The sequence below is a fragment of the Microbacterium sp. ProA8 genome (assembly GCF_039905635.1).
Taxonomy (GTDB): Bacteria; Actinomycetota; Actinomycetes; order Actinomycetales; family Microbacteriaceae; genus Microbacterium; species Microbacterium chionoecetis.
The window spans coordinates 135,578-155,040 of sequence record NZ_CP157000.1 but is presented as its reverse complement, the minus strand read 5'-3'; the positions used below and the strand labels follow the sequence as shown (position 1 = coordinate 155,040).

Here is a 19,463-nt window from a genome sequence, read left to right as displayed (position 1 = left end):
TCGGGGTGGTCGGCGCCTGCCCGTCTGTTCCCGGCGCGTCGGCCGGCAGGCCGGCGGCGCTGCCGTCGCTGCCGGCGGTAGCCCGCAGCAGCCGGCCGCGCGGCGCACCGCGCAACAGCGGCGCCTCGCCGGGTCCACCGGAGGTGACGTCGAACACCGACTCGCCGTGCAGCCAGGTGCGGCGGATGCGGCCGGTGAGCACGCGGCGGTCGTAGGCGGTGATCGGGTTCTTGTGCAGCAGCCGCGCCGCGTCGATCGCGAAGGGGTCGTCGACGCCGAAGACCGTCAGGTGCGCGGGCGCACCGACCTCGATGGCGCCCACGCCGTCCAGGCCCGCGACCCGCGCGGGCCCGGTCGTGTAGAGCGGCAGGATCGTCTCCAGCGGGATGCCGCGACCCCGAGCCTCGGTCCAGACCGCCGCGAGACCCACCTGCAGTCCCGAGATCCCGCCCCACGCCAGGCCGAAGTCGCCGTCACCGGAGCGCTTCAGGTCGACGGTCGAGGGCGAGTGGTCGCTCACGATCGCGTCGATCGTGCCGTCGACGACGCCCTGCCAGAGCAGGTCGCGGTTCGCGGCCTCGCGGATCGGCGGGCAGCACTTGAACTCGCTCGCACCCTCGGGGATCTCCTCGGCGGCGATCGTCAGGTAGTGCGGGCACGTCTCGACCGTGAGTGCGACGCCCTCGGCCTTGGCCGCCCGGATCGCGGGCAGCGAGTGTGCGTCGCTCAGGTGCAGGATGTGCGCACGGGCGCCGGTGCGGCGGGCCGCGTCGATCACGGCGTCGATGGCGGATGCCTCGCTCTCGGCGGGCCGCGACGCGAGGAACGCGCCATACTCGCGACCGAGCGGGCCATGGTCGTGCAGCAGCGCCGGGTCTTCGGCGTGCACGATCAGCCGCGACCCGATCGCGGCGATCTCGGTCATCGCGGCGAGCAGCTGGGCACGGTCGAGGTGGCCGAACTCGTCGACGCCCGACGGCGAGAGGAAGCACTTGAACCCGAACACGCCGGCGTCGTGCAGGGGCGCGAGGGCGCCGAGATTCTCGGGCACCGCGCCGCCCCAGAAGCCGACGTCGATGAAGGCCGACGGCACGGCCGCCGCACGCTTGACCTCGAGCGCGTCCGGCGTCGTGGTGGGCGGCAGTGAGTTCAGCGGCATGTCGACGATGGTCGTGACGCCGCCCGCGGCGGCCGCGAGGGTGGCCGACCGGAAGCCCTCCCACTCCGTGCGGCCCGGCTCGTTCACGTGCACGTGCGAGTCGACGAGCCCGGGGAGGAGCACCGCGTCGTCGGGCACCAGCACGGTGCGCGCCCCGGCCACATGCGCGCGCACATCGACGATGCCGGCGACGAGCCCCCGCTCGACGACGATCGCGGCGGGCCGGAAGGAGCCTCCGATCCAGGTGCGCTGGGCGCGGATGACAGACCGCCCGCGCGTCATGGCGTCTCGATCCCCGGCCGGTGGGAGGTGGCGGGAGAGGTCATGGCGATCTCCAGAGGGTGTCGATGAGCGGATGCCGCGACGCGGCGATGCCGCATCCCGTAAAGCTATTGCTTAATGTCGCCCGCCGGGTTACCCCCGTGTAACGCCCTCGTGACTACGCCTCTCCGTCAACGCCTCCGCCGCCCGCGCGACCCGCGTCGCCGGCGGCGGCGCCCGCGTCGCCGGCAGCGCCGGCGGCGGGCCCGGTGAGCGTGAGCCAGATCGCGACGGCGGGCTCGGCCGTGTCGTTGACCACACGATGGGGGCGGGATGCCGGGAAGGAGAGCGACCCGCCAGGACCGAGCCGCACCTTGCCGTCCGCGAACTCGAAGGTCAGTTCGCCGCGGGCGACCCATCCGCTCTCGTACCCGGCGTGCACGAGCATCGTGCCGTCGACGCTCGACGACGAACCGGGGGGATACGTGGACTCGAACCAGTCGACTCCCGGCAGCGACGCCGGTGAGAGCCGGCGATAGGTGACCCCCTCGGCCAGCGCGGCGGGCGACATCCTGCCGGCGTGCGCGACGAGCACCCCGGGAAGCTGCTCCGACACGTCGGAGCGGTCGTCGTGCGGTCGCGGGGCGAACCGTCCGGCGTCGTCGAAGATCGCCGACACCGGCACGCCGAGCACGCCCACGAGATCGATGAGCCGGTTGACGGACGGCTGCATGACTCCGGTCTCGATCTGGGACAGCGCACTCGAGGAGATCCCCAGCTCGTGTGCGACGGACGAGAGCGACCGCCCGGTGGCGGCGCGGAGCGTGCGCAGTCGCGGTCCTATCTGCGTGGGCACCTCACCCATCGACGCCTCCTCACTCCGGCTGCCGGCCGGGCTGTGCGCCACATCGTATGACGCCGGCGGCCCTCACCGGGGGCGAGAGCCGTCGACCCGACAGTCGAACCACTCCTTAAGCGATCACTTAACACACTCGTTACACGGCCTTCACGGCCCGCGCGAACGGGCGTCCTTGAATGAGGCCAGTCCCACACAGCATCCCCCGCCCTCCGTCGCCGGAGCCCGACCCAGGAGTGTCCTCCATGCGCCCCCTGTCCCATCGCACCCTCGCCCACCGCCTCGCCGCGGGCGCCGCCCTCGCCACCGCCGCCGTGCTCGCCCTCGCCGGCTGCAGCGGCTCCTCGTCCGCCGACGACGGGTCGTCCGGTGCCTCCTCGAGCGAGGAGACCGTCACCGTCAAGATCGGGACGCTCCGCGGCCAGCCGCACTTCTACCAGCCGTTCCTCTACAACGACCACGCCGTCGACGGCGTCGAGTTCGAGGTCGTCACCCTCGACACGACGCCGGCGCTGTCGGACGCCCTCGTGTCGGGATCGATCGACTTCGCCATCTCGGGCGTCACGCCGACGATCGCCTCGATCTCGCAGGACCGCGACCTCCAGGTCGTGGCCAGTGCCGCAGACGGCGGCTCGGGCTTCATCGGCAACGGCGAGTCGTCGCTCGACGAGCTCGTCGGCGAGAAGATCGGCATCGTTCAGGGCTCGGCCCAGGAGGTCGCCCTGCGCCTGCTGATCGAGGACGCGGGCCTCACCCCCGAGGACTTCGCCCTCACCGTCATCCCGGTGCCCGAGATGGCGTCGGCCTTCGCGGCCGGCGACATCGCGGCGTTCATGGGCGTCGAGATCGGCGTCTCCATCGCGAAGGCGAACGGCGGCACCGAGGTCGTCGACCCCTACTCGACCCCCATCGGCAAGGTCAACATCGGCCTCATCACGACCGGCGCGCTGATCGAGGAGGACCCCGAGCTCGTGCAGAAGGTCGTCGACACCCACGCCGTCACGACGGAGTACATGGCCGACAACATCGAGGAGTGGCTGCCGGGCATGGTCGAGGAGTTCGGCGGCGACGAGGATGTCTTCACCTCGGCGCTCGAGAACTTCTGGCTGCGTTCCGATCTGTCCGACGAGTACGTCGGCCAGCTCGAGGCGCTCGCGTCCGCGATGGCCGAGATCGGCCTGATCACGGACGCGCCCACGGGCGAGGACATCGTCGACACGACGTTCGCCCCGTGACAGGCGGCGGTGGCGGCGAGCCCCCCGCGCCGCCACCGCCTCACCCCTCGCACCACCGCAGCGCGACAGACCCACTGCTTCACCGCCGCATCCGGCATCCGTTCGAAAGGAGGTCATCGTGACCCAGGCCATCGTGACCGACCTCGCCCCCGACCCCTCGCCTGCGTCCCCGCGGCGCCGGCCACGCCCCTTCGCCCGGGGTTCCGCGCTGAATCGCGTGCTGCTCGGCAGCATCGTGCCGATCCTGTTCCTCATCGTCTGGCAGGTCGGCCGCGAGCAGGCGTGGGAGATCCCCGTCGTCGGCATCCGCATGGGGTACCTGCCCTCTCCCGCCGACGTCGTCGCATCGCTCTGGGACTACGCCTTCGGCGGCATCCATGACGATGCGTTCTCGGGCGACCTGTGGATCAACCTGGGCACGTCCTCGCTGCGCGTGCTCGTCGGATTCGCCATCGCGTCCGCGATCGCCGTGCCCCTCGGCATCCTGATGGGCCGCTACTACACGATGGACGCACTCTTCGATCCGTTCATCAACCTCTTCCGCCCCATCCCCGCGACCGCCTGGGTGCCCCTCGTCGGCCTCCTGATCGGCTGGGGCGACCAGGCCACGATCTTCCTCATCGCGCTGTCGGCGTTCTTCCCGATCGTGCTGGGCGCGATCAGCGGCTCGAAAGAGGTCCCGCCGCGCCTCATCGAAGCCGGACGGATGCTGGGCGCCCGGCGCTGGGAGGTGCTGGCCCAGGTCGTCGTCCCCGCCTCCGCCCCCGCCGTCGTCAACGGCATGCGCGTTGGCCTCGGCATCGCCTGGGTCGTGCTCGTCCTCGGCGAGGGCGTCGGCGTGAACGTCGGCCTCGGCGCCAACATCATCCTCGCCCGCGACGTGGTGCGCACCGACATGGTCGTCGTCGGCATGATGGTCGTCGGCGTCGCCGGCTTCCTCTCCGACCGCATCCTGATGGGCGCCTTCCAGCTGTTCACCCGCGGCCGCCCGCTGATCAAGTGACAGGACCCGCCATGAGCGACATCACCACCAACGCCCACGTCGACATCAGCGGGCTCTCCAAGCGCTACGGCCCGGAGGGCGCGGGGGTGCAGGCGGTCGCCGACGTCGACCTGCACATCGCCTCCGGCGAGTTCGTCGCGATCGTCGGCGCCTCGGGGTGCGGCAAGAGCACCGTGCTGCGCATCCTCGCCGGCTTCGAGCCCGCCACCGGCGGCACGGTGACCGTCGGCGGCGCGCCGATCACGGCGCCCGGCCCCGAACGGGGTGTCGTGTTCCAGGACTACGGGCTGTTCCCCTGGCTCACCGTCCACGAGAACGTGGCCTACGGTCCGCGCCGCCGCCGTGTCCCCCGCGCGCGGGCAGGAGAGCTCACCGAGCGCTTCATCCGGACCGTCGGCCTCACGCGCTTCGCCGACAAGTACCCGGGCCAGCTCTCCGGCGGCATGCAGCAGCGCGTCGCGATCGCCCGGGTACTCGCGAACGAACCCACGGTGCTGCTGATGGACGAGCCGTTCGGCGCGCTCGACGCGCTCACCCGGTCGGATCTGCAGGCCGAGCTCAAGCGCATCCACGTCGAGACCAGGACGACCGTGGTGTTCGTCACCCACTCCATCGAGGAGGCCGTGTTCCTCGCCGACCGCGTCGTCGTGATGACCGGCGGCGCCTCGCACGGCTTGCCCGGTCACATCAGCCGCGTCGTCACGATCGACCTGCCCGGGGAACGCGACATCACGAGCCCCGACTTCAACGAGTACAAGCGCGAGATCTCCGACCTCGTGCACGCGGTGGCCGGCCATGTGTGAGTCGGCCGCGGGGGCGGGGGCGGCGTCACGCCGGGAAGGACGCCGATGAACATCGACCACTTCAACGGACTCGACGCCGCCTCGGCGCGGGCCGAGGTCGCGGTCTGGGCGGCCATCCCGTCGTGGGTGGAGGCCGTGATCGGCGGCCGGCCGTACCACGACGTTGACGATCTGGCCGTTGCCGCAGCATCCGCCACCCGGGACTGGACGCGCGCCGATCTCGACACCGCGCTCGCACATCACCCCCGGATCGGCGCGCGCGTGACGGGCGACGACGCGGAGGCCGCGGCATCCCGTCGCGAACAGGCCTCGATGACGGATGCCGCCGCCGACGTCGCCGCCCGGATCGCCGCCGGCAACGCGGACTACGAGACGCGGTTCGGTCGCGTGTTCCTCATCCGCGCTGCGGGCCGATCGCCCGAGGAGATGCTCGCCGAGCTCGAACGCCGGCTCGCGAACGACGACGAGACCGAGGCTCGCGAAGCCGCCGGCCAGCTCGCGGAGATCGCGCTGCTGCGCCTGCGTGCCGCCGTGACGCCAGGATGAAGGCATGAGCAGCCACCTGACCACCCATGTCCTCGACGCCACGAGCGGAACCCCCGCCGAGAACGTCGTCGTGTCCCTCGCCCGGCACCTGCCCGGCGGCGGCACCACCGGCGTCGCGCAGGGATTCACCGATACCGACGGGCGCGCGGCCCTCGGCCCCGAGCGGCTGGAGCCCGGCATGTACGCGCTCACCTTCGGCACCGGGGCGTGGTTCGCCGACCGCGGCATCCCGACGTTCTACCCCCTCGTCACCGTGACCTTCACCGTCGAAGACACCGACCGGCACCACCACGTGCCGCTCCTGCTCAGCCCGTTCGCGTACTCGACCTACAGAGGGAGCTAGTCATGGTCTCGGTGAGCCTCGGCCCCAACAAGTACGGCAAGGCGGAGAACCGCCTCGTGCGGATCTACCGCGACGCGCCTCGTCACGAGATCGTCGACCTCAGCGTCACGTCCCAGCTGCGGGGAGCGGCGCTCGCGAGCTCGTTCCTCGAGGGCGACAACGCGATGATCGTCGCCACCGACACGCAGAAGAACACGGCGTTCGCCTTCGCCAAGGAGCACGGCATCCCCTCTCCCGAGGAGTACCTGCTGACGCTCGGCGACCATTTCGTGTCGGCCTTCGACTGGATCGAGGGCGGCCTCTGGCAGGCCGAGCAGTACGAGTGGGAGCGCATCCTCGTCGACGGCGTGCCGCACGACCACTCGTTCGTGCGCAAGGGCCAGGGCACCCGGCTCGCGACCGTGCAGAAGATCGACGGCGCGACGCACGTCACGGGCGGCGTGAAGGATCTCACCGTGCTGAAGTCGACCGGCTCGGAGTTCTCGGGGTTCCCGCGCGACCGGTACACGACCCTGCCCGAGGCGACCGACCGCATCATGGCGACCTCGGTCACGGGGCGGTGGCGCTTCCTGCCCGACGCCGTCGCCGCCGGCATCGACTACAACGGCCTCTACGCCGAGGTGCTGGGCGTGCTGCTGTCAACCTTCGCGACCGTGCACTCGCTCGCGCTGCAGCAGACCCTGTTCGCGATGGGCAAGGCGGCGATCGAGGCACGGCCCGAGATCGCCGAGGTGCGCTTCGCGATGCCGAACAAGCATCACTTCGCCTACGACCTGTCGCCGTTCGGGCTCGAGAACCCCAACGAGGTGTTCTACGCCGCCGACCGTCCGTACGGCCTCATCGAAGGCACCGTCGTCCGGGATGGGGTGGATGCCGCGCCCGCGGCGTGGCTGGACCTGCCGGGCTTCGTCTGACCCCTGGCTCGTCGGCGGGCTCGCCGCGTTTCGTCTCGGTCGCTGGCGCTCCCTCGCTCAACGACCGGGGCGCTGTTGCGGTGTTCTCGGTCGCTGGCGCTCCTCAACGACCGGGGGTCGCTGTTCCGGTATTCCGCTGTTCCGGTGTTGCGGTGTTCCGGTCGTTAAGCGAGCGAGGAACGCGGTCGTTGAGCGAGCTTGCGAGTCGAAACGCAGAGACGAAACGCCCCGTACCCGGCGCAGACCATCGGCTCGGTGACGAGCTCAGCCGGTGAAGACCGTGTGCACGTCGCCGACGACCTCGCGGCCGCCGAGCGCGGTCAGCTCCATCAGCACCGCCGTGCCCACGACGACGCCGCCGAGCTCGCCGACCAGCTGATGGGCGGCGACCAGGGTGCCGCCGGTGGCGAGCACGTCGTCGACCAGCAGCACACGACTGCCCTGGGCGATGTCGTCGTGCGCCTCGATCGTGGCGGTGCCGTACTCGAGCGCGTAGGTGACGGATGCCGCGGGCAGCGGCAGCTTGCCGGCCTTGCGGATCGGCACCAGGCCCACACCGGCCTCCATCGCCACGGCGCCAGCGAGCAGGAACCCGCGCGCCTCGACCCCGGCGACCACGTCGAACGATCCCTCGAACGGGGCGATCATCGCGTGGATGACCGTGCGCAGGGCGCGGGCATCCGCCAGCAGCGGCGTGATGTCGCGGAACAGCACACCCGGTTCGGGGTAGTCGGGGATCGTGCGGATGAGGGATTCGGCGCGTGTGAGGGCTTCGGACGGCACTCGCCCACCCTACGCCCGGGCTCGATTCCCGCCGCCTCCGCGCTTCGCCACCACCGCGCCGGCCCGGCGCCTGGGTCGTTCCTCAGTTGAGGAACGGTGCCGGAATGAGGGGCCGCGCACGGCGTTTCGGTCCTCATCTCGGCCCTGTTCCTCGACTGAGGACCGCCGGCCGGGGCAACGTCACACTGTAAGCGCTTGCAGTAGACTGGCCCGATGACTTCCGCAGAGACCGCTGAGCGCACGGACGCGTTCCTCGCCCCCATCGGGGGCGAATGGTGGCGCACCGCCGTCATCTACCAGATCTACCCCCGTTCCTTCGCCGACGCCTCGGGCGACGGCGTCGGCGACCTGCCCGGCATCACGTCGCACCTCGACGACCTGAAGAGCCTCGGCGTCGACGCGATCTGGCTGAGCCCGTTCCAGCGGTCGCCGCAGAAGGACGCCGGCTACGACGTCAGCGACTACTGCGACGTCGACCCGCTGTTCGGCACGCTGGCCGACTTCGACACGATGCTCGCCGGAGCCCATGGCCGCGGCATCCGTGTCATCGTCGATCTGGTTCCGAACCACTCGTCCGACCAGCACGAGTGGTTCCAGCAGGCGCTCGTCGCGGCTCCCGGCAGCCCTGAGCGCGGGCGCTACATGTTCCGCGACGGACAAGGCGCGCACGGCGAGCTCCCGCCGAACAACTGGGAGTCGGTCTTCGGCGGCCCGGCCTGGACGCGCGTCGTCGAGCCCGACGGCCGGCTCGGCCAGTGGTACCTGCACCTCTTCGACTCGTCGCAGCCCGACTTCGACTGGTCGAACGAGGAGGTGCGCGAGGAGTTCCGCCGCATCCTGCGCTTCTGGCTCGACCGCGGCGTCGACGGCTTCCGCGTCGACGTCGCCCACGGCCTGATCAAGGCCGAGGGCCTCCCCGACTACATCCCCGACCCCGAGACCGGATCGATGGGCGGCGAAGAGGAGAACGTGCCCTACTGGGGACAGGATGCCGTGCACGAGGTGTACCGCGACTGGCGCAAGATCCTCGAGGAGTATGAGGGCGACCGTGCCCTCGCCGCCGAGGCGTGGCTGCCGACCGCCGAGCGGACGGCGCAGTGGGTGCGCTCCGACGAGATGCACCAGGCCTTCAACTTCCCCTACCTCTCGACCGAGTGGAACGCCGCTCACCTCCGCGAAGTCATCGACGTGTCGCTGAAGGCGTTCCCGGGCGTCGGCGCGCCGAGCACGTGGGTGCTGTCGAACCACGACGTCGTGCGCCACGCGTCGCGCCTCGCGCTGACCGCCGAGAACCCGCAGGGTCACGGCATCGGCCCCGAGTCCCCCGGCCAGCCGATCCCCGAGGTCGGCCTCGCCCGCGCCCGCGCCGCGACGACGCTCATGCTCGCGCTGCCCGGCTCGGCCTACCTGTACCAGGGCGAGGAGCTGGGCCTCCCCGAGGTCATCGACATACCCGGCTCCGCCCGTCAGGACCCGACGTGGTTCCGCACGAACGGCGAGCGGTACGGCCGCGACGGCTGCCGCGTGCCGATCCCGTGGACCGCGGATGCCCCGGCCTACGGCTTCAGCCCGACGGGCGCCTCGTGGCTGCCCCAGCCGGCCGAGTGGGCCACGCTGGCCCGCAGCGCCCAGTCCGGCGTCGAGGGATCGACGCTCGAGCTGTACCGGACGCTGCTCGCCGAGCGTCGCGCGCGGGCGCTCGGCGCGGGCTCACTCGAGTGGATCGACGGCTACGGAACGGATGCCGTCGCATTCCGCAACGGGAATGTCACCGTGATCGCCAACACCGGTTCCACGCCGATCCCGCTGCCGAGCGGTATCGTGATCGCGTCGAGCGGTCCCCTCGCGGGCGGCGAACTGCCGGCCGACACGACGGTCTGGCTGACGAACGACTGAGCCGGAGCCCCCGGGCACGGCGGCCTCCGGGCACGAACACGCTCGTTGACGTGCCCCATATGCACGCGACACGCGGCGCGTGTTGTACATATAGGGCAAGTCAACCGGGGCGAAGAGAGGTGACGGCGTGGTCAGCATCGACGAGGTCGCCCGCCAGGCGGGCGTCTCGACGGCGACCGTCTCGCGCGCGCTGAGCGGGCGAGGTCACGTGTCGGCCGGCGCCAAGGCGAAGGTGGAGGCGGCCGCGAAGAGCCTCGGCTACGTGGTGTCGGCATCCGCCTCGAGTCTCGCGTCGGGGCGCATGCGCAACATCGGCGTGCTCGTGCCGTTCCTCGACCGCTGGTTCTTCTCGACGGTGCTGAGCGGCATCGCCTCGGCCCTCATGCGCCGCGGGTACGACATCACGCTGTACAGCCTCACCGCGGACCGCGCGGAGCGTCGCGACATCTTCGACACCTTCCTGCGTCGTCAGCGCGTGGACGGCGTCATCGCGATCTCGCTGGAGCTCGGCGAGGAGGAGACCGAGCGGCTGGTGGCGCTCGACCTGCCGGTGATCGCCATCGGCGGGCCGAATCCGCGCCTCACCACCCTCACGGTCGACGACGTCGCCGTCGCCCGCCTGGCCACCGAGCATCTGCTCGCGCTGGGCCACCGAGAGATCGCGCACATCGGCGCGAGCCCCGAGTTCGACATCGACTTCCACATCCCGACGCAGCGGCGTCAGGGCTTCGAGCAGGCGCTGGCGGATGCCGGCATCACCGTCCGCCCGTCGCTGTTCGAGCCTGCCGACTTCACGATCGAGGGCGGCTTCCGTGCCGCCAAGCAGTTGCTCGGGAAGCCGGGCGGGCGGCCGACCGCGATCTTCGCCGCATCGGATGAGATGGCGATCGGGGCGCTGCTGGCCGCGCGTGAGCTGGGCTACCGCGTGCCCGAGGACCTCTCGGTCATCGGCATCGACGGCCACGAGCTCGGCGAGTTCTTCCGTCTGACCACCGTCGACCAGTTCCCCCTCGGCCAGGGCGAGCGGGCCGCCGACGCGATCCTCGAGGCGCTCGAGCCCGCGGATTCCGACGCCCCGCCGCACCGGCCCGGCGAGCTGCCGTACGAGCTGATCGTCCGGGGCTCGACCGCGCGCCTCCTCTCCTGACGCGTCGCGGCCCGGCGTCGTGGCCGCGCTCGGGGCGTTTCGTCTCGCTCGTTCCTCGCTGGCTCAACGACCGGGATGGGCCTCGCCCCAGGCCTCTCGCCTCGCGCGCTCAACGACCGGGAACGCCCGCGGATAGGCTCGTGCCCATGACCCTCGACCTCGAAGCGCTCTACATCGATCTGCACCGGCATCCGGAGCTGTCCTTCCAGGAGACCCGCACCGCGGGCGTGATCACGCAGCGCCTCACCGAGCTGGGGATCGAGTTCGAAGAGGGCATCGGCAAGACCGGCGTCGCGTCCGTTATCCGCAACGGCGAGGGCCCGGTCGTGTGGCTGCGCGCCGACATGGATGCACTGCCCGTACCCGAGCAGACGGGCCTCGAGTACGCCAGCACCGCCCGCGGCACCGACCCGTCCGGCAACGACGTGCCGGTGATGCACGCGTGCGGCCACGACATGCACGTCACCGCCCTGCTCGGCGCGCTCGAGCGGCTGGTCGCCACGAAGGACGAGTGGTCGGGCACGATCGTCGCCGTCTTCCAGCCCGCCGAGGAGTACGGCGCCGGCTCGCAGGCGATGATCGCCGACGGCGTGCTCGACCGCTTCCCGAAGCCCGACATCGTGCTCGGTCAGCACGTCACGCCGCTGCCCGCGGGAACCATCGGCGTGCGCAGCGGCACCCAGATGGCGGCATCCGATGGTCTCACCGTCACCCTGCTGGGTCGCGGCGGCCACGGCTCGCGGCCCCAGGCGACCATCGACCCGGTCGTGATGGCGGCGGCCACCGTCATGCGCCTGCAGACCATCGTGTCGCGCGAGGTCGACCCCCGCGACGTCGCGGTCGTCACCGTCGGCTCCATCCACGCCGGCCTCAAGAACAACATCATCCCCGCCGAGGCGAAGCTCGAGCTGAGCCTGCGCTACCCCGACGACGAGGCCCGTGCCCGCGTGCTCGAGAAGGTCGAGCGCATCGTGCGCGCCGAGGCGCAGGCGTCCGGCGCCGAGCAGCCCCCGGTGATCGTCACCGACCACACGCTGCCGCCGACGATCAACGACGTCGCCGCGACCGAGCGCCTCACCACCGCCTTCGACGCCGCGTTCGGCGACGGCACGGTCATCGACCCCGGCATGTTCACCGGCAGCGAGGACGTGTCGTGGTTCGCCCGCGAGGCCGGCGTCCCGTTGGTGTTCTGGTTCTGGGGCGGTGTCGATCCCGCGAAGTTCGCCGAGGCGTCCGCCGCGGGCACCCTGGAGCGCGACATCCCCACCAACCACTCCCCCTTCTTCGCGCCGGTGCTGCAGCCCACGCTGAGCCGCGGCGTCGACGCGCTCGTGGTCGCCGCACGCGAGTTCCTGGGAAAGCCCACCGCCTGAACACGACGGATGCCGCGGCCCGCGTCAGGGGCTTCGCATCTCGTTCGCGTGCCCGCCGTGGCGCCGGCCGCCGGCATCCGGTCTTCAGCGATCCTCCGGCACGCGCGCGTCGACCACGCGCTGACCGGACGCGAGCCCCGGCAGTCCGCGACCGTCAGGGGTCACGAGCAGGAGCACGACCGACAGAACCGCGAACACCCCGGCGACGAACGCCCACGCGCCGGGGAGCGAGTTGAGCACCATCCAGCCGCCGATGCCGCCGACGAAGCGCAGCGCGCGGGCGAGGCCGACGGGCAGCGGCCCTCCGGCGAAGCGCAGCTCCACGGCGTGGTCGCCGATGGTGCGGCCCGTCGCCAGCGTGACGACGAGCCACAGGACGATCGGCACGACGCTGCCCACCACGGTCGCGGCCGAGCCGTCCTGCACAGCAGACTCCGCGCCGAGCAGGTACAGCGAGACCTGCACCATGACGATGACGGCGAGGCCGAGCACCCAGGCGGCGAGGGCATCGCACAGGATGCCGAGCAGCCGCCGGCCCCGCGTCACCGGCCGCGGCTCGTCGGCGCCGGGAAGCCGCGGCGAGCCGCGAAGACGCCGCGGCACGACCAGCCCGAGCAGCGAACCGAGGACCGCTCCCAACGTGTTCGTGAGCAGATCATCGACGTCGAACACCCGGTACGCGCACGGGTAGAGGCCCCAGACCCCCGTGAGCTGCGTCACCTCGATGAACGCCGACAGCGCGGCGCCCACCACGAGGGCCGTGACGACGCCGCGCCCGCCCAGCACACGGATGAAGAACCCGAGTGGCACGAACAGCAGCACGTTCAGCAGCAGCTGCGTCACGGCGGGATCGCCGGCCGCCGCGCTCCCCCTGCGGGCGATGGCACCGCGCACGTCGTCGGCGAGCGCGGTCACGTCGACGTTGACGCCCGCGCAGCGGATCGCGTCGGGATCGGGCAGCGGCAGCAGCGTGTAGGTCCAGATCGCCATCACGGCGACGAGCGCCGCACCCCAGAGCAGGAACCGTCGCACGCCGAAGCCGCCGCGGCGACGGAAGCTGAGCGCGACGAACGGCACGAACACCAGCACCGCGACGACCACCCCGAGGGTGATCGCGAGGACGGCGAGGATGACCCGGTCCTGCATGCTTCGAGTGTCCCAGGGGATGCCGCGGCCCGTGGTCGCGACCGCATCGGGGCGTTTCGTCTCGCTCGTTCCTCGCTCGCTCAACGACCGGGCGCGAGGACGGCGAGGATGACCCGGTCCTGCATGCTTCGAGTGTCCCAGGGGATGCCGCGGCCCGTGGTCGCGACCGCATCGGGGCGTTTCGTCTCTGCGTTTCGACTCGCGAGCTCGCTCAACGACCGCGCTCCTCGCTCGCTCAACGACCGGGCGCAGGGGCGGTGCATGGATTCCGTGAGGATCGCTGTCTGGATGCGTCCTCACGAAGTCCTCGCGCGTAGCCTTACCGGCCGTGACGAACGAAAGCCGCGAGCCGTCGGTCGACGAGGCGCCGAAGGCCAAACGCCTGATCCTCGGCGATCCGCTGGCGTCCACCGACACCGACGAGCACCTGCTCCCGAAGAAGATGGCGCTGCCGATCTTCGCCTCCGACGCGCTGTCGTCCGTCGCGTACGCGCCCCAGGAGCTCCTCCTCATCCTGCTGACCGGTGGCCTCGCGTTCCTCGCCTTCGCCCCGTGGATCGCGGCCGCGGTGGTGGTGCTCCTCACCGTCGTGGTGATCAGCTACCGACAGCTCATCAGGGCCTACCCGTCCGGCGGCGGCGACTACGAGGTCGCCCGCAAGAACCTGGGCGAGATCCCCGGCGTGGTCGTGGCCTCGGCTCTCGCCGTCGACTACGCCCTCACCGTGGCGGTCTCGGTCGCCTCCGGCGTCGACAACATCATCTCGGCGCTGCCGGGGCTCGATCCGTTCCGCGTCGAGCTGGCCGTGGGCTTCGTCATCCTCATCGTCGTCATGAACCTGCGCGGCGTCCGCGAGGCCTCGCGGGCGTTCGCGATCCCGACGTACGTCTTCATCGGGTCGGTCGCCGTCATGATCGTCGTCGGACTGTTCCAGGTCGTGATGGGCGACCCGCCGGTGGCGTCGAGCGCGCACTACGCGGTCGAGACGCAGGATCTCACACAGGCGGCCGTCATGCTGCTGGTGCTGCGGGCGTTCTCGAGCGGCTGCTCGGCGCTGACGGGCGTCGAGGCGGTCTCGAACGGCGTGCCGGCCTTCCGCCAGCCGAAGGTGCGCAACGCGCAGACCACGCTCGCGCTCATGGGCGGGATCGCGATCCTGCTCTTCTCCGGCCTCACCGCCATCGCGCTCATGGCGGGCGTGCACTACGCCGAGAACCCCTGCGACCTCATCGGCTTCGACTGCGCGAACCCGCAGCCGAGCCTCATGGCGCAGGTGTCGTCGGCCGTCTTCGGCATGAACTCGATCCCGTTCTTCGTGATCCAGGCGGCGACCGCGATCGTCTTGCTGCTCGCGGCGAACACGGCCTTCAACGGGTTCCCGCTGCTGGGCTCTGTGCTCGCCCGCGACGGCTACGCGCCGAAGGCCCTCAACACCCGCGGCGACCGCCTGGTGTACTCCAACGGCATGATCATCCTGGGTCTGGTCGCGATCGGCGTGCTCATCGTCTACCAGGCGAATCTGACGAACCTCATCCAGCTGTACATCATCGGCGTCTTCGTCTCGTTCACGCTCGGTCAGATCGGCATGATCCGGCACTGGACGCGAGGACTGCGCGCCATCCGCCTGCTCCCGGCCGAACAGCGCGACAGCAAGGCCGTCCGCGCCGAGATGTTCGGCCTGCGCAAGGGCCTCTTCATCAATTCGCTCGGCGCCACGATGACGGCATCCGTGCTCATCATCGTCACCATCACGAAGTTCACGCACGGCGCCTGGCTCATCTTCCTCGCCATCCCCGTGCTGTCGTTCCTCATGATCGGCGTGCACCGCTACTACCGCGACGTCGATCACGAGATCGCGATGGACGACCGGATCCACTTCGGCTCGACCGGCGACGTCGCCCTGATCCTCGTCAACAAGCTGCAGAAGCCGGTCGTGAAGGCGGTCGACTACGCCCTGGCCGCCAAGCACGACAAGACGTTCGCGGTGCACATCTCGGTGACGAAGGAGGATGCCGCGGCCCTCGAGGCCGAATGGCGCGCGCACCGCATGCCGATCCCGCTGAAGATCATCGAGTCGCCGTACCGCACCTACGCCAGCCCGATCGCCGAGTTCGTCAAGGCGTACCGGGAGCAGAACGGCTCGGCGGTGATCACCGTCTACCTGCCGCAGTACATCGTCGGTCACTGGTGGGAGTCGCTCCTGCACAACCGCCGCGCGCGCCGCATCGCGCAGCAGCTCATGCTTGTGCACGGCGTCTCGATCACGCTGGTGCCGTGGCTGCTGGACTCCTCGGAGCTGATCTACGGCCGCCGCTCCCGGGCGCTTCCCGGCGACGACCGTGGGGGACGGATGTCGGAGCTCGAGGTCCATCGCGGAGGCCGGCGGGTCATCCGCCCGGCCGGGCCGCCCGAGAAGGCGGACAGCACCGAGCCGCCGGTTCCGGCGCAGCGATGACCGCGAGCGTCGCACGCGACGATGTCATGCGGGCCCGCGCCGGGCGGCGGCATCCCGCGTAGCCTTGAAGGGTGACCCCTCCCGCTTCTGCCCCCTCGCCGGCCGTGCTCCCGGACGCCGCGGCGCTCCGCGCGGACTTCCCGATCCTCGGCGAGCGTGTCAACGGCGAGCGCCTGGTCTACCTCGACTCGGGCGCGACGAGCCAGAAGCCGCAGGCGGTCATCGACGCCGAGGTCGACTTCCTCACTCGCGCGAACTCCGCCGTCCACCGCGGCGCGCACACCCTCGCCGCCGAGGCGACCGAGCTCTTCGAGGACGCACGCGCCACCGTCGCCGGATTCGTCGGTGCACCGCCCGAGCAGCTGGTGTGGACGAGCGGCGCCACCGCCGGACTCAACCTCGTCGCCTACGCGATCGGCAACGCGTCGATCGGGCGCGGAGCCCCGGCATCCACCCGCTTCGCGCTGCATCCCGGCGACGAGATCGTGGTGACCGAGACCGAGCACCACGCGAACCTCATCCCGTGGCAGGAGCTCGCCGCCCGCACCGGCGCCGTCCTGCGCCACATCCCCGTTCACGACGACGGGACGCTGGACATGGATGCCGCAGCCGACGTCATCGGCGAGCGCACGCGCGTCGTCGCGTTCACGCACGTCTCGAACGTGCTGGGCATCGTGAACCCGGTGGCCGAGCTCGTCGTCCTGGCGCAGTCCGTCGGCGCGGTGACCGTGCTCGACGCCTGCCAGTCCGCGCCGCATCTGCCCCTCGACCTCCCGAGCCTCGGGGTCGACCTCGCCGTGTTCTCGGGTCACAAGATGCTCGGGCCGTACGGCGTCGGAGGCCTTTACGGCCGTGCCGACGTGCTCGAGGCGCTGCCGCCGTTCCTCACCGGCGGCTCGATGATCACGACGGTGACGCTCGACGAAGCCTCGTACCTGCCGCCGCCGCAGCGGTTCGAGGCCGGCACCCAGCCCGTGTCGCAGGCGATCGGCCTGGCGGCCGCGGTCCGCTATCTCGACGGCGTCGGCATGAGCGCGGTCCACGCGCACGAGAAGGCGCTCGAGGCCCGCATGGGCGAGGGGCTGCGATCGATCCCCGGCATCCGCCTGCTCGGCGACGCTTCGACAGGCTCAGCAACCAGGGAGGGCGCGGAGCGCGTGGGCCTCTGGTCGTTCGATGTCGACGGCGTGCACGCGCACGACGTCGGGCAGTTCCTCGATGCCCGCGGCGTGGCCGTGCGCGTCGGGCACCACTGCGCCCAGCCCCTGCATCGCCGATTCGGCCTCACGGCGTCGGTGCGCGCGTCGACGGCGCTCTACAACACCGCCGACGACGTCGACGTGTTCCTCGACGCGCTCTCGGGTGTGCGTGGCTTCTTCGGAGCCGGCGCATGAACGGCCTCGAGTCGCTGTACCAGGAGCTCATCCTCGACCACTCCAAGCGTCCGCACGGCAAGGGGCCCCTCGCCGAAGCCCACGCCGCCGAGACCGGCCGGGTCGCCACGTCGTACCAGCGCAACCCGATCTGCGGCGACGAGATCACGCTCCGCGTCCGCCTGTCCGATGACGGCACCACCGTCGACGAGGTGACGTGGGACGGCGCCGGCTGCTCGATCTCGCAGGCGTCGGCATCCATGCTCGCCGCGCTGATCGAAGAGGAGGGACGGATGCCGCGGGCCGAGGCATCCGCTCTCGTCGAGGGCTTCCGCGAGGCGCTGCGCTCGCGCGGAGAGATCCCGCTCGACGAAGAGGTGTACGGCGACGCCGCCGCGCTGTCGGGCGTCTCGAAGTTCACGGCCCGCGTGAAGTGCGCCATGCTCGCGTGGGTCGCCTTCGAGGACGCCACCGCCCGCGCCTGACGCGCACATCGCGCTCGCTGAGCTTGTCGAAGCGCCCTCCTACCGGTCGCTGATCTTGTCGAACCGCCCTTCGACACCCTCAGCGACCGAGAGCGTCAGCCGGCGACCGGGTGCGTCCGGTGCACGGTGATGTCGCCGTACCCGGTGCGCGCGTAGAGCTCCAGCGTGGCCTCGCCGTCGATCGGGCCGGTCGCGGCGGCGAGCTCGTTGCGCACCGCAGCGTGCTGGCTGGACGCGTCGAGCCAGACGGCGGTGCCCGAGCGGATGCCGAGCGTCACCGCGCCGTACGACGCCTCGACCCGTGCCGTGCCGCCGTTGAGATCGCCGATCCGCACTGGTCCGTAGGCCGAGCGGACGGTGAGCGCCGGGCCGGGATCGCCGAGGTGGACGACACCGCTCGACGTCGCGATGTCGGCGACGCCCGAGACGGAGCCGACGTCGATGCCGGCATCCGATCCCTTCAGCCTCAGCGCGCCGTCGACGATGCCGATGCGCGCACGCCCGGAGCTGATGCTCACATCGGCGTCGCCGCGCACGTGCTCGACCCGCAGCTCGCCGTGTCCGAGACCGAGGTCGGCCCGGCCGGTGCGCTCGAGGGTGGCGTCGCCGTAGTCGAGAGCGATGCGAGCGGTGCCGACCGCTCCTGCGACGCGGATCGACCCGTACTTGAGCGCCAGCGACACGTCGGAGCCGGTCGGCACACGCACCGAGACGTCGACCGAATCACCTGAGCCGAACAGGGTGAACCGCACGGGGCCGACGATGCGCAGGTCGGAGCCGGAGTGGATCACCCGCACGGCGTCGGCGGCGCTGCGGTCGCCGTTGCGATGCGGGTTGGCCGGACCGACGTCGACCGCGAGGTCGCGGCGCTGCTCGGCGACGACGTCGATGCGCCCCATCTGCAGCTCGATGCGCACGGCGGCCGGACCCGAGACCGGAAACGTCGTCATCAGCGCACGCCCCCTATCAGCGCACCCAGCCGGTGTAGGACGCGCTCGTGCGTGCCGGGGCGTCCGCCGCAGGATCGAGCGCGGCCGTCACGGCGCGCACGAGCCAGGTGTTGAGCGACAGCCCTTCCGCCGCGGCTGCGGCCTCGGCGCGCACCTTGAGCGAGTCCGGCAGCCGGAGCGTCGTGCGGGCGGTGGCGTCGTCGGCGTCGTCGGCGGATGCCGCAGCCGACGCCGAGGCGATGGAGACCGGCCCGCTGGCATTCGCTGCCGTCGCACTGATCTCAGCACCGGGGCGCGACACGACGAAGTCGACCTCGCGACCGCGCAGGCGCACGTCGACGGAGCCGGGCGCGAGCTCGCGCGTGATCTCGCCCGCCGCCTCCGACAGCGCCTCGAGGATCGCCAGCCGCGCGGCAGGCTCGAGCGCGGCGGCCAGGCGCCCGGCGACCTCGGCGGCCTCGGTCCCGCCGGCGGCGGCCGCCGCCGCGAGCTGTCGCTGGAGCTCCTCGACATGGACGGTGATCTGCATGACGTCAGATTGACATCACAATGGCGTCACGTCAACGCCGGATTCCAGCGGAGCGGCCGAAGGCCGCGACCGTGTGGGGACCGTGAGCGTCAGGACGCGCGGCGTTCGGATTCCGTGAGGACGGCGGCTGCGGCATCCGCTCGGGAGTTGCATCGAGTCCACGCCCGCCGCACGGTGGGCGACCGCACGGTCCGCCGCGCGGACCG

17 protein-coding genes and 1 pseudogene are annotated in these 19,463 nt (G+C 71.4%); 12 read left to right on the top strand and 6 right to left on the bottom strand.

All coding sequences use genetic code 11. The annotated features are described in order from the left end of the window. Positions 1–151: 151 nt before the first annotated feature. Both allB and ABG085_RS00740 read right to left on the bottom strand, forming a co-directional pair. Positions 152–1,441, bottom strand: a pseudogene (gene allB / locus ABG085_RS00745) (allantoinase AllB); the annotation flags it as partial. 157 nt (positions 1,442–1,598) lie between these two features. Further along, entirely contained in the window at positions 1,599–2,285 is a 687-nt protein-coding gene (locus tag ABG085_RS00740) for an XRE family transcriptional regulator (protein ID WP_347977546.1), read from the bottom strand. Between the two features lie 236 nt (positions 2,286–2,521). Here ABG085_RS00740 and ABG085_RS00735 point away from each other — a divergent pair, with 236 nt between their 5' ends. The 6 genes from ABG085_RS00735 (at position 2,522) to pucL (ending at position 7,120) form a co-directional block, all read left to right on the top strand. Further along, positions 2,522–3,511, top strand: coding sequence for an ABC transporter substrate-binding protein (locus tag ABG085_RS00735; RefSeq protein WP_347977545.1), 990 nt, complete (start codon positions 2,522–2,524; stop codon positions 3,509–3,511). Positions 3,512–3,629: 118 nt separating this feature from the next. Beyond that, on the top strand, positions 3,630–4,514 hold the full coding sequence (locus ABG085_RS00730) for an ABC transporter permease (RefSeq protein ID WP_347977544.1): 885 nt from the start codon (positions 3,630–3,632) through the stop codon (positions 4,512–4,514). Positions 4,515–4,525: 11 nt separating this feature from the next. After that, on the top strand, positions 4,526–5,317 hold the full coding sequence (locus tag ABG085_RS00725) for an ABC transporter ATP-binding protein (RefSeq protein WP_347977543.1): 792 nt from the start codon (positions 4,526–4,528) through the stop codon (positions 5,315–5,317). A gap of 45 nt (positions 5,318–5,362) precedes the next feature. After that, a complete protein-coding gene (gene uraD, locus ABG085_RS00720; protein ID WP_347977542.1) occupies positions 5,363–5,863 on the top strand; it encodes a 2-oxo-4-hydroxy-4-carboxy-5-ureidoimidazoline decarboxylase in 501 nt (166 codons plus the stop codon). A gap of 4 nt (positions 5,864–5,867) precedes the next feature. Next, positions 5,868–6,206 (top strand): hydroxyisourate hydrolase, encoded by a 339-nt coding sequence (gene uraH, locus ABG085_RS00715; RefSeq protein WP_347977541.1) that lies wholly within the window; start codon positions 5,868–5,870, stop codon positions 6,204–6,206. A 2-nt stretch (positions 6,207–6,208) separates the two neighbouring features. Then, positions 6,209–7,120 (top strand): factor-independent urate hydroxylase, encoded by a 912-nt coding sequence (gene pucL / locus ABG085_RS00710; protein ID WP_347977540.1) that lies wholly within the window; start codon positions 6,209–6,211, stop codon positions 7,118–7,120. Between the two features lie 264 nt (positions 7,121–7,384). On the opposite strand, the gene ABG085_RS00705 is transcribed toward pucL, so the two are convergent. After that, positions 7,385–7,903, bottom strand: a complete 519-nt coding sequence (locus ABG085_RS00705; RefSeq protein ID WP_347977539.1) for an adenine phosphoribosyltransferase — start codon at positions 7,901–7,903, stop codon at positions 7,385–7,387. Positions 7,904–8,116: 213 nt separating this feature from the next. Between ABG085_RS00705 and ABG085_RS00700 the strand changes: the two genes are divergently transcribed. The 3 genes from ABG085_RS00700 (at position 8,117) to ABG085_RS00690 (ending at position 12,319) form a co-directional block, all read left to right on the top strand. Beyond that, complete coding sequence (locus ABG085_RS00700) at positions 8,117–9,799, top strand: alpha-amylase family glycosyl hydrolase (RefSeq protein ID WP_347977538.1); 1,683 nt, start codon at positions 8,117–8,119, stop codon at positions 9,797–9,799. A 127-nt stretch (positions 9,800–9,926) separates the two neighbouring features. Beyond that, complete coding sequence (locus ABG085_RS00695) at positions 9,927–10,946, top strand: LacI family DNA-binding transcriptional regulator (protein WP_347977537.1); 1,020 nt, start codon at positions 9,927–9,929, stop codon at positions 10,944–10,946. Between the two features lie 146 nt (positions 10,947–11,092). After that, the gene (locus ABG085_RS00690) at positions 11,093–12,319 is read left to right on the top strand and encodes an amidohydrolase (protein WP_347977536.1); all 1,227 of its coding nucleotides are present in this window, start codon (positions 11,093–11,095) and stop codon (positions 12,317–12,319) included. Between the two features lie 84 nt (positions 12,320–12,403). Here the strand turns inward: ABG085_RS00690 and ABG085_RS00685 are convergent, their stop codons facing one another. Next, positions 12,404–13,465: a VanZ family protein gene (locus ABG085_RS00685; RefSeq protein WP_347977535.1), complete on the bottom strand. Its 1,062-nt coding sequence runs from the start codon at positions 13,463–13,465 to the stop codon at positions 12,404–12,406. 442 nt (positions 13,466–13,907) lie between these two features. Between ABG085_RS00685 and ABG085_RS00680 the strand changes: the two genes are divergently transcribed. The 3 genes from ABG085_RS00680 to sufU all read left to right on the top strand — a co-directional run bounded on the left by ABG085_RS00680 (position 13,908) and on the right by sufU (position 17,778). Beyond that, a complete protein-coding gene (locus ABG085_RS00680) occupies positions 13,908–15,920 on the top strand; it encodes an APC family permease (RefSeq protein WP_347979249.1) in 2,013 nt (670 codons plus the stop codon). 71 nt (positions 15,921–15,991) lie between these two features. Further along, a complete protein-coding gene (locus ABG085_RS00675) occupies positions 15,992–17,314 on the top strand; it encodes a SufS family cysteine desulfurase (protein WP_347977534.1) in 1,323 nt (440 codons plus the stop codon). Continuing rightward, positions 17,311–17,778, top strand: coding sequence for a Fe-S cluster assembly sulfur transfer protein SufU (gene sufU, locus ABG085_RS00670; RefSeq protein WP_347977533.1), 468 nt, complete (start codon positions 17,311–17,313; stop codon positions 17,776–17,778). The genes ABG085_RS00675 and sufU overlap by 4 nt, the downstream gene beginning before the upstream one ends. 95 nt (positions 17,779–17,873) lie before the next feature. Here sufU and ABG085_RS00665 read toward each other — a convergent pair whose 3' ends face one another. Together ABG085_RS00665 and ABG085_RS00660 are read right to left on the bottom strand one after the other, a co-directional pair. Next, a complete protein-coding gene (locus ABG085_RS00665) occupies positions 17,874–18,728 on the bottom strand; it encodes a hypothetical protein (RefSeq protein WP_347977532.1) in 855 nt (284 codons plus the stop codon). A 16-nt stretch (positions 18,729–18,744) separates the two neighbouring features. Continuing rightward, the gene (locus ABG085_RS00660) at positions 18,745–19,257 is read right to left on the bottom strand and encodes a toxin-antitoxin system HicB family antitoxin (RefSeq protein WP_347977531.1); all 513 of its coding nucleotides are present in this window, start codon (positions 19,255–19,257) and stop codon (positions 18,745–18,747) included. Positions 19,258–19,463 lie beyond the last annotated feature (206 nt).

Excerpts from the sequence above, each read along its gene's own strand:
- ABG085_RS00735 (WP_347977545.1), top strand. The coding sequence starts at position 2,522 with ATGCGCCCCCTGTCCCATCGCACCCTCGCCCACCGCCTCGCCGCGGGC.
- ABG085_RS00725 (WP_347977543.1), top strand. The coding sequence starts at position 4,526 with ATGAGCGACATCACCACCAACGCCCACGTCGACATCAGCGGGCTCTCC.
- pucL (WP_347977540.1), top strand. The coding sequence starts at position 6,209 with ATGGTCTCGGTGAGCCTCGGCCCCAACAAGTACGGCAAGGCGGAGAAC.
- ABG085_RS00680 (WP_347979249.1), top strand. The coding sequence starts at position 13,908 with ATGGCGCTGCCGATCTTCGCCTCCGACGCGCTGTCGTCCGTCGCGTAC.
- ABG085_RS00665 (WP_347977532.1), bottom strand. The coding sequence starts at position 18,728 with ATGACGACGTTTCCGGTCTCGGGTCCGGCCGCCGTGCGCATCGAGCTG.
- uraH (WP_347977541.1), top strand. The coding sequence starts at position 5,868 with ATGAGCAGCCACCTGACCACCCATGTCCTCGACGCCACGAGCGGAACC.
- ABG085_RS00700 (WP_347977538.1), top strand. The coding sequence starts at position 8,117 with ATGACTTCCGCAGAGACCGCTGAGCGCACGGACGCGTTCCTCGCCCCC.
- ABG085_RS00685 (WP_347977535.1), bottom strand. The coding sequence starts at position 13,465 with ATGCAGGACCGGGTCATCCTCGCCGTCCTCGCGATCACCCTCGGGGTG.
- uraD (WP_347977542.1), top strand. The coding sequence starts at position 5,363 with ATGAACATCGACCACTTCAACGGACTCGACGCCGCCTCGGCGCGGGCC.
- ABG085_RS00660 (WP_347977531.1), bottom strand. The coding sequence starts at position 19,257 with ATGCAGATCACCGTCCATGTCGAGGAGCTCCAGCGACAGCTCGCGGCG.
- ABG085_RS00690 (WP_347977536.1), top strand. The coding sequence starts at position 11,093 with ATGACCCTCGACCTCGAAGCGCTCTACATCGATCTGCACCGGCATCCG.
- ABG085_RS00740 (WP_347977546.1), bottom strand. The coding sequence starts at position 2,285 with ATGGGTGAGGTGCCCACGCAGATAGGACCGCGACTGCGCACGCTCCGC.
- sufU (WP_347977533.1), top strand. The coding sequence starts at position 17,311 with ATGAACGGCCTCGAGTCGCTGTACCAGGAGCTCATCCTCGACCACTCC.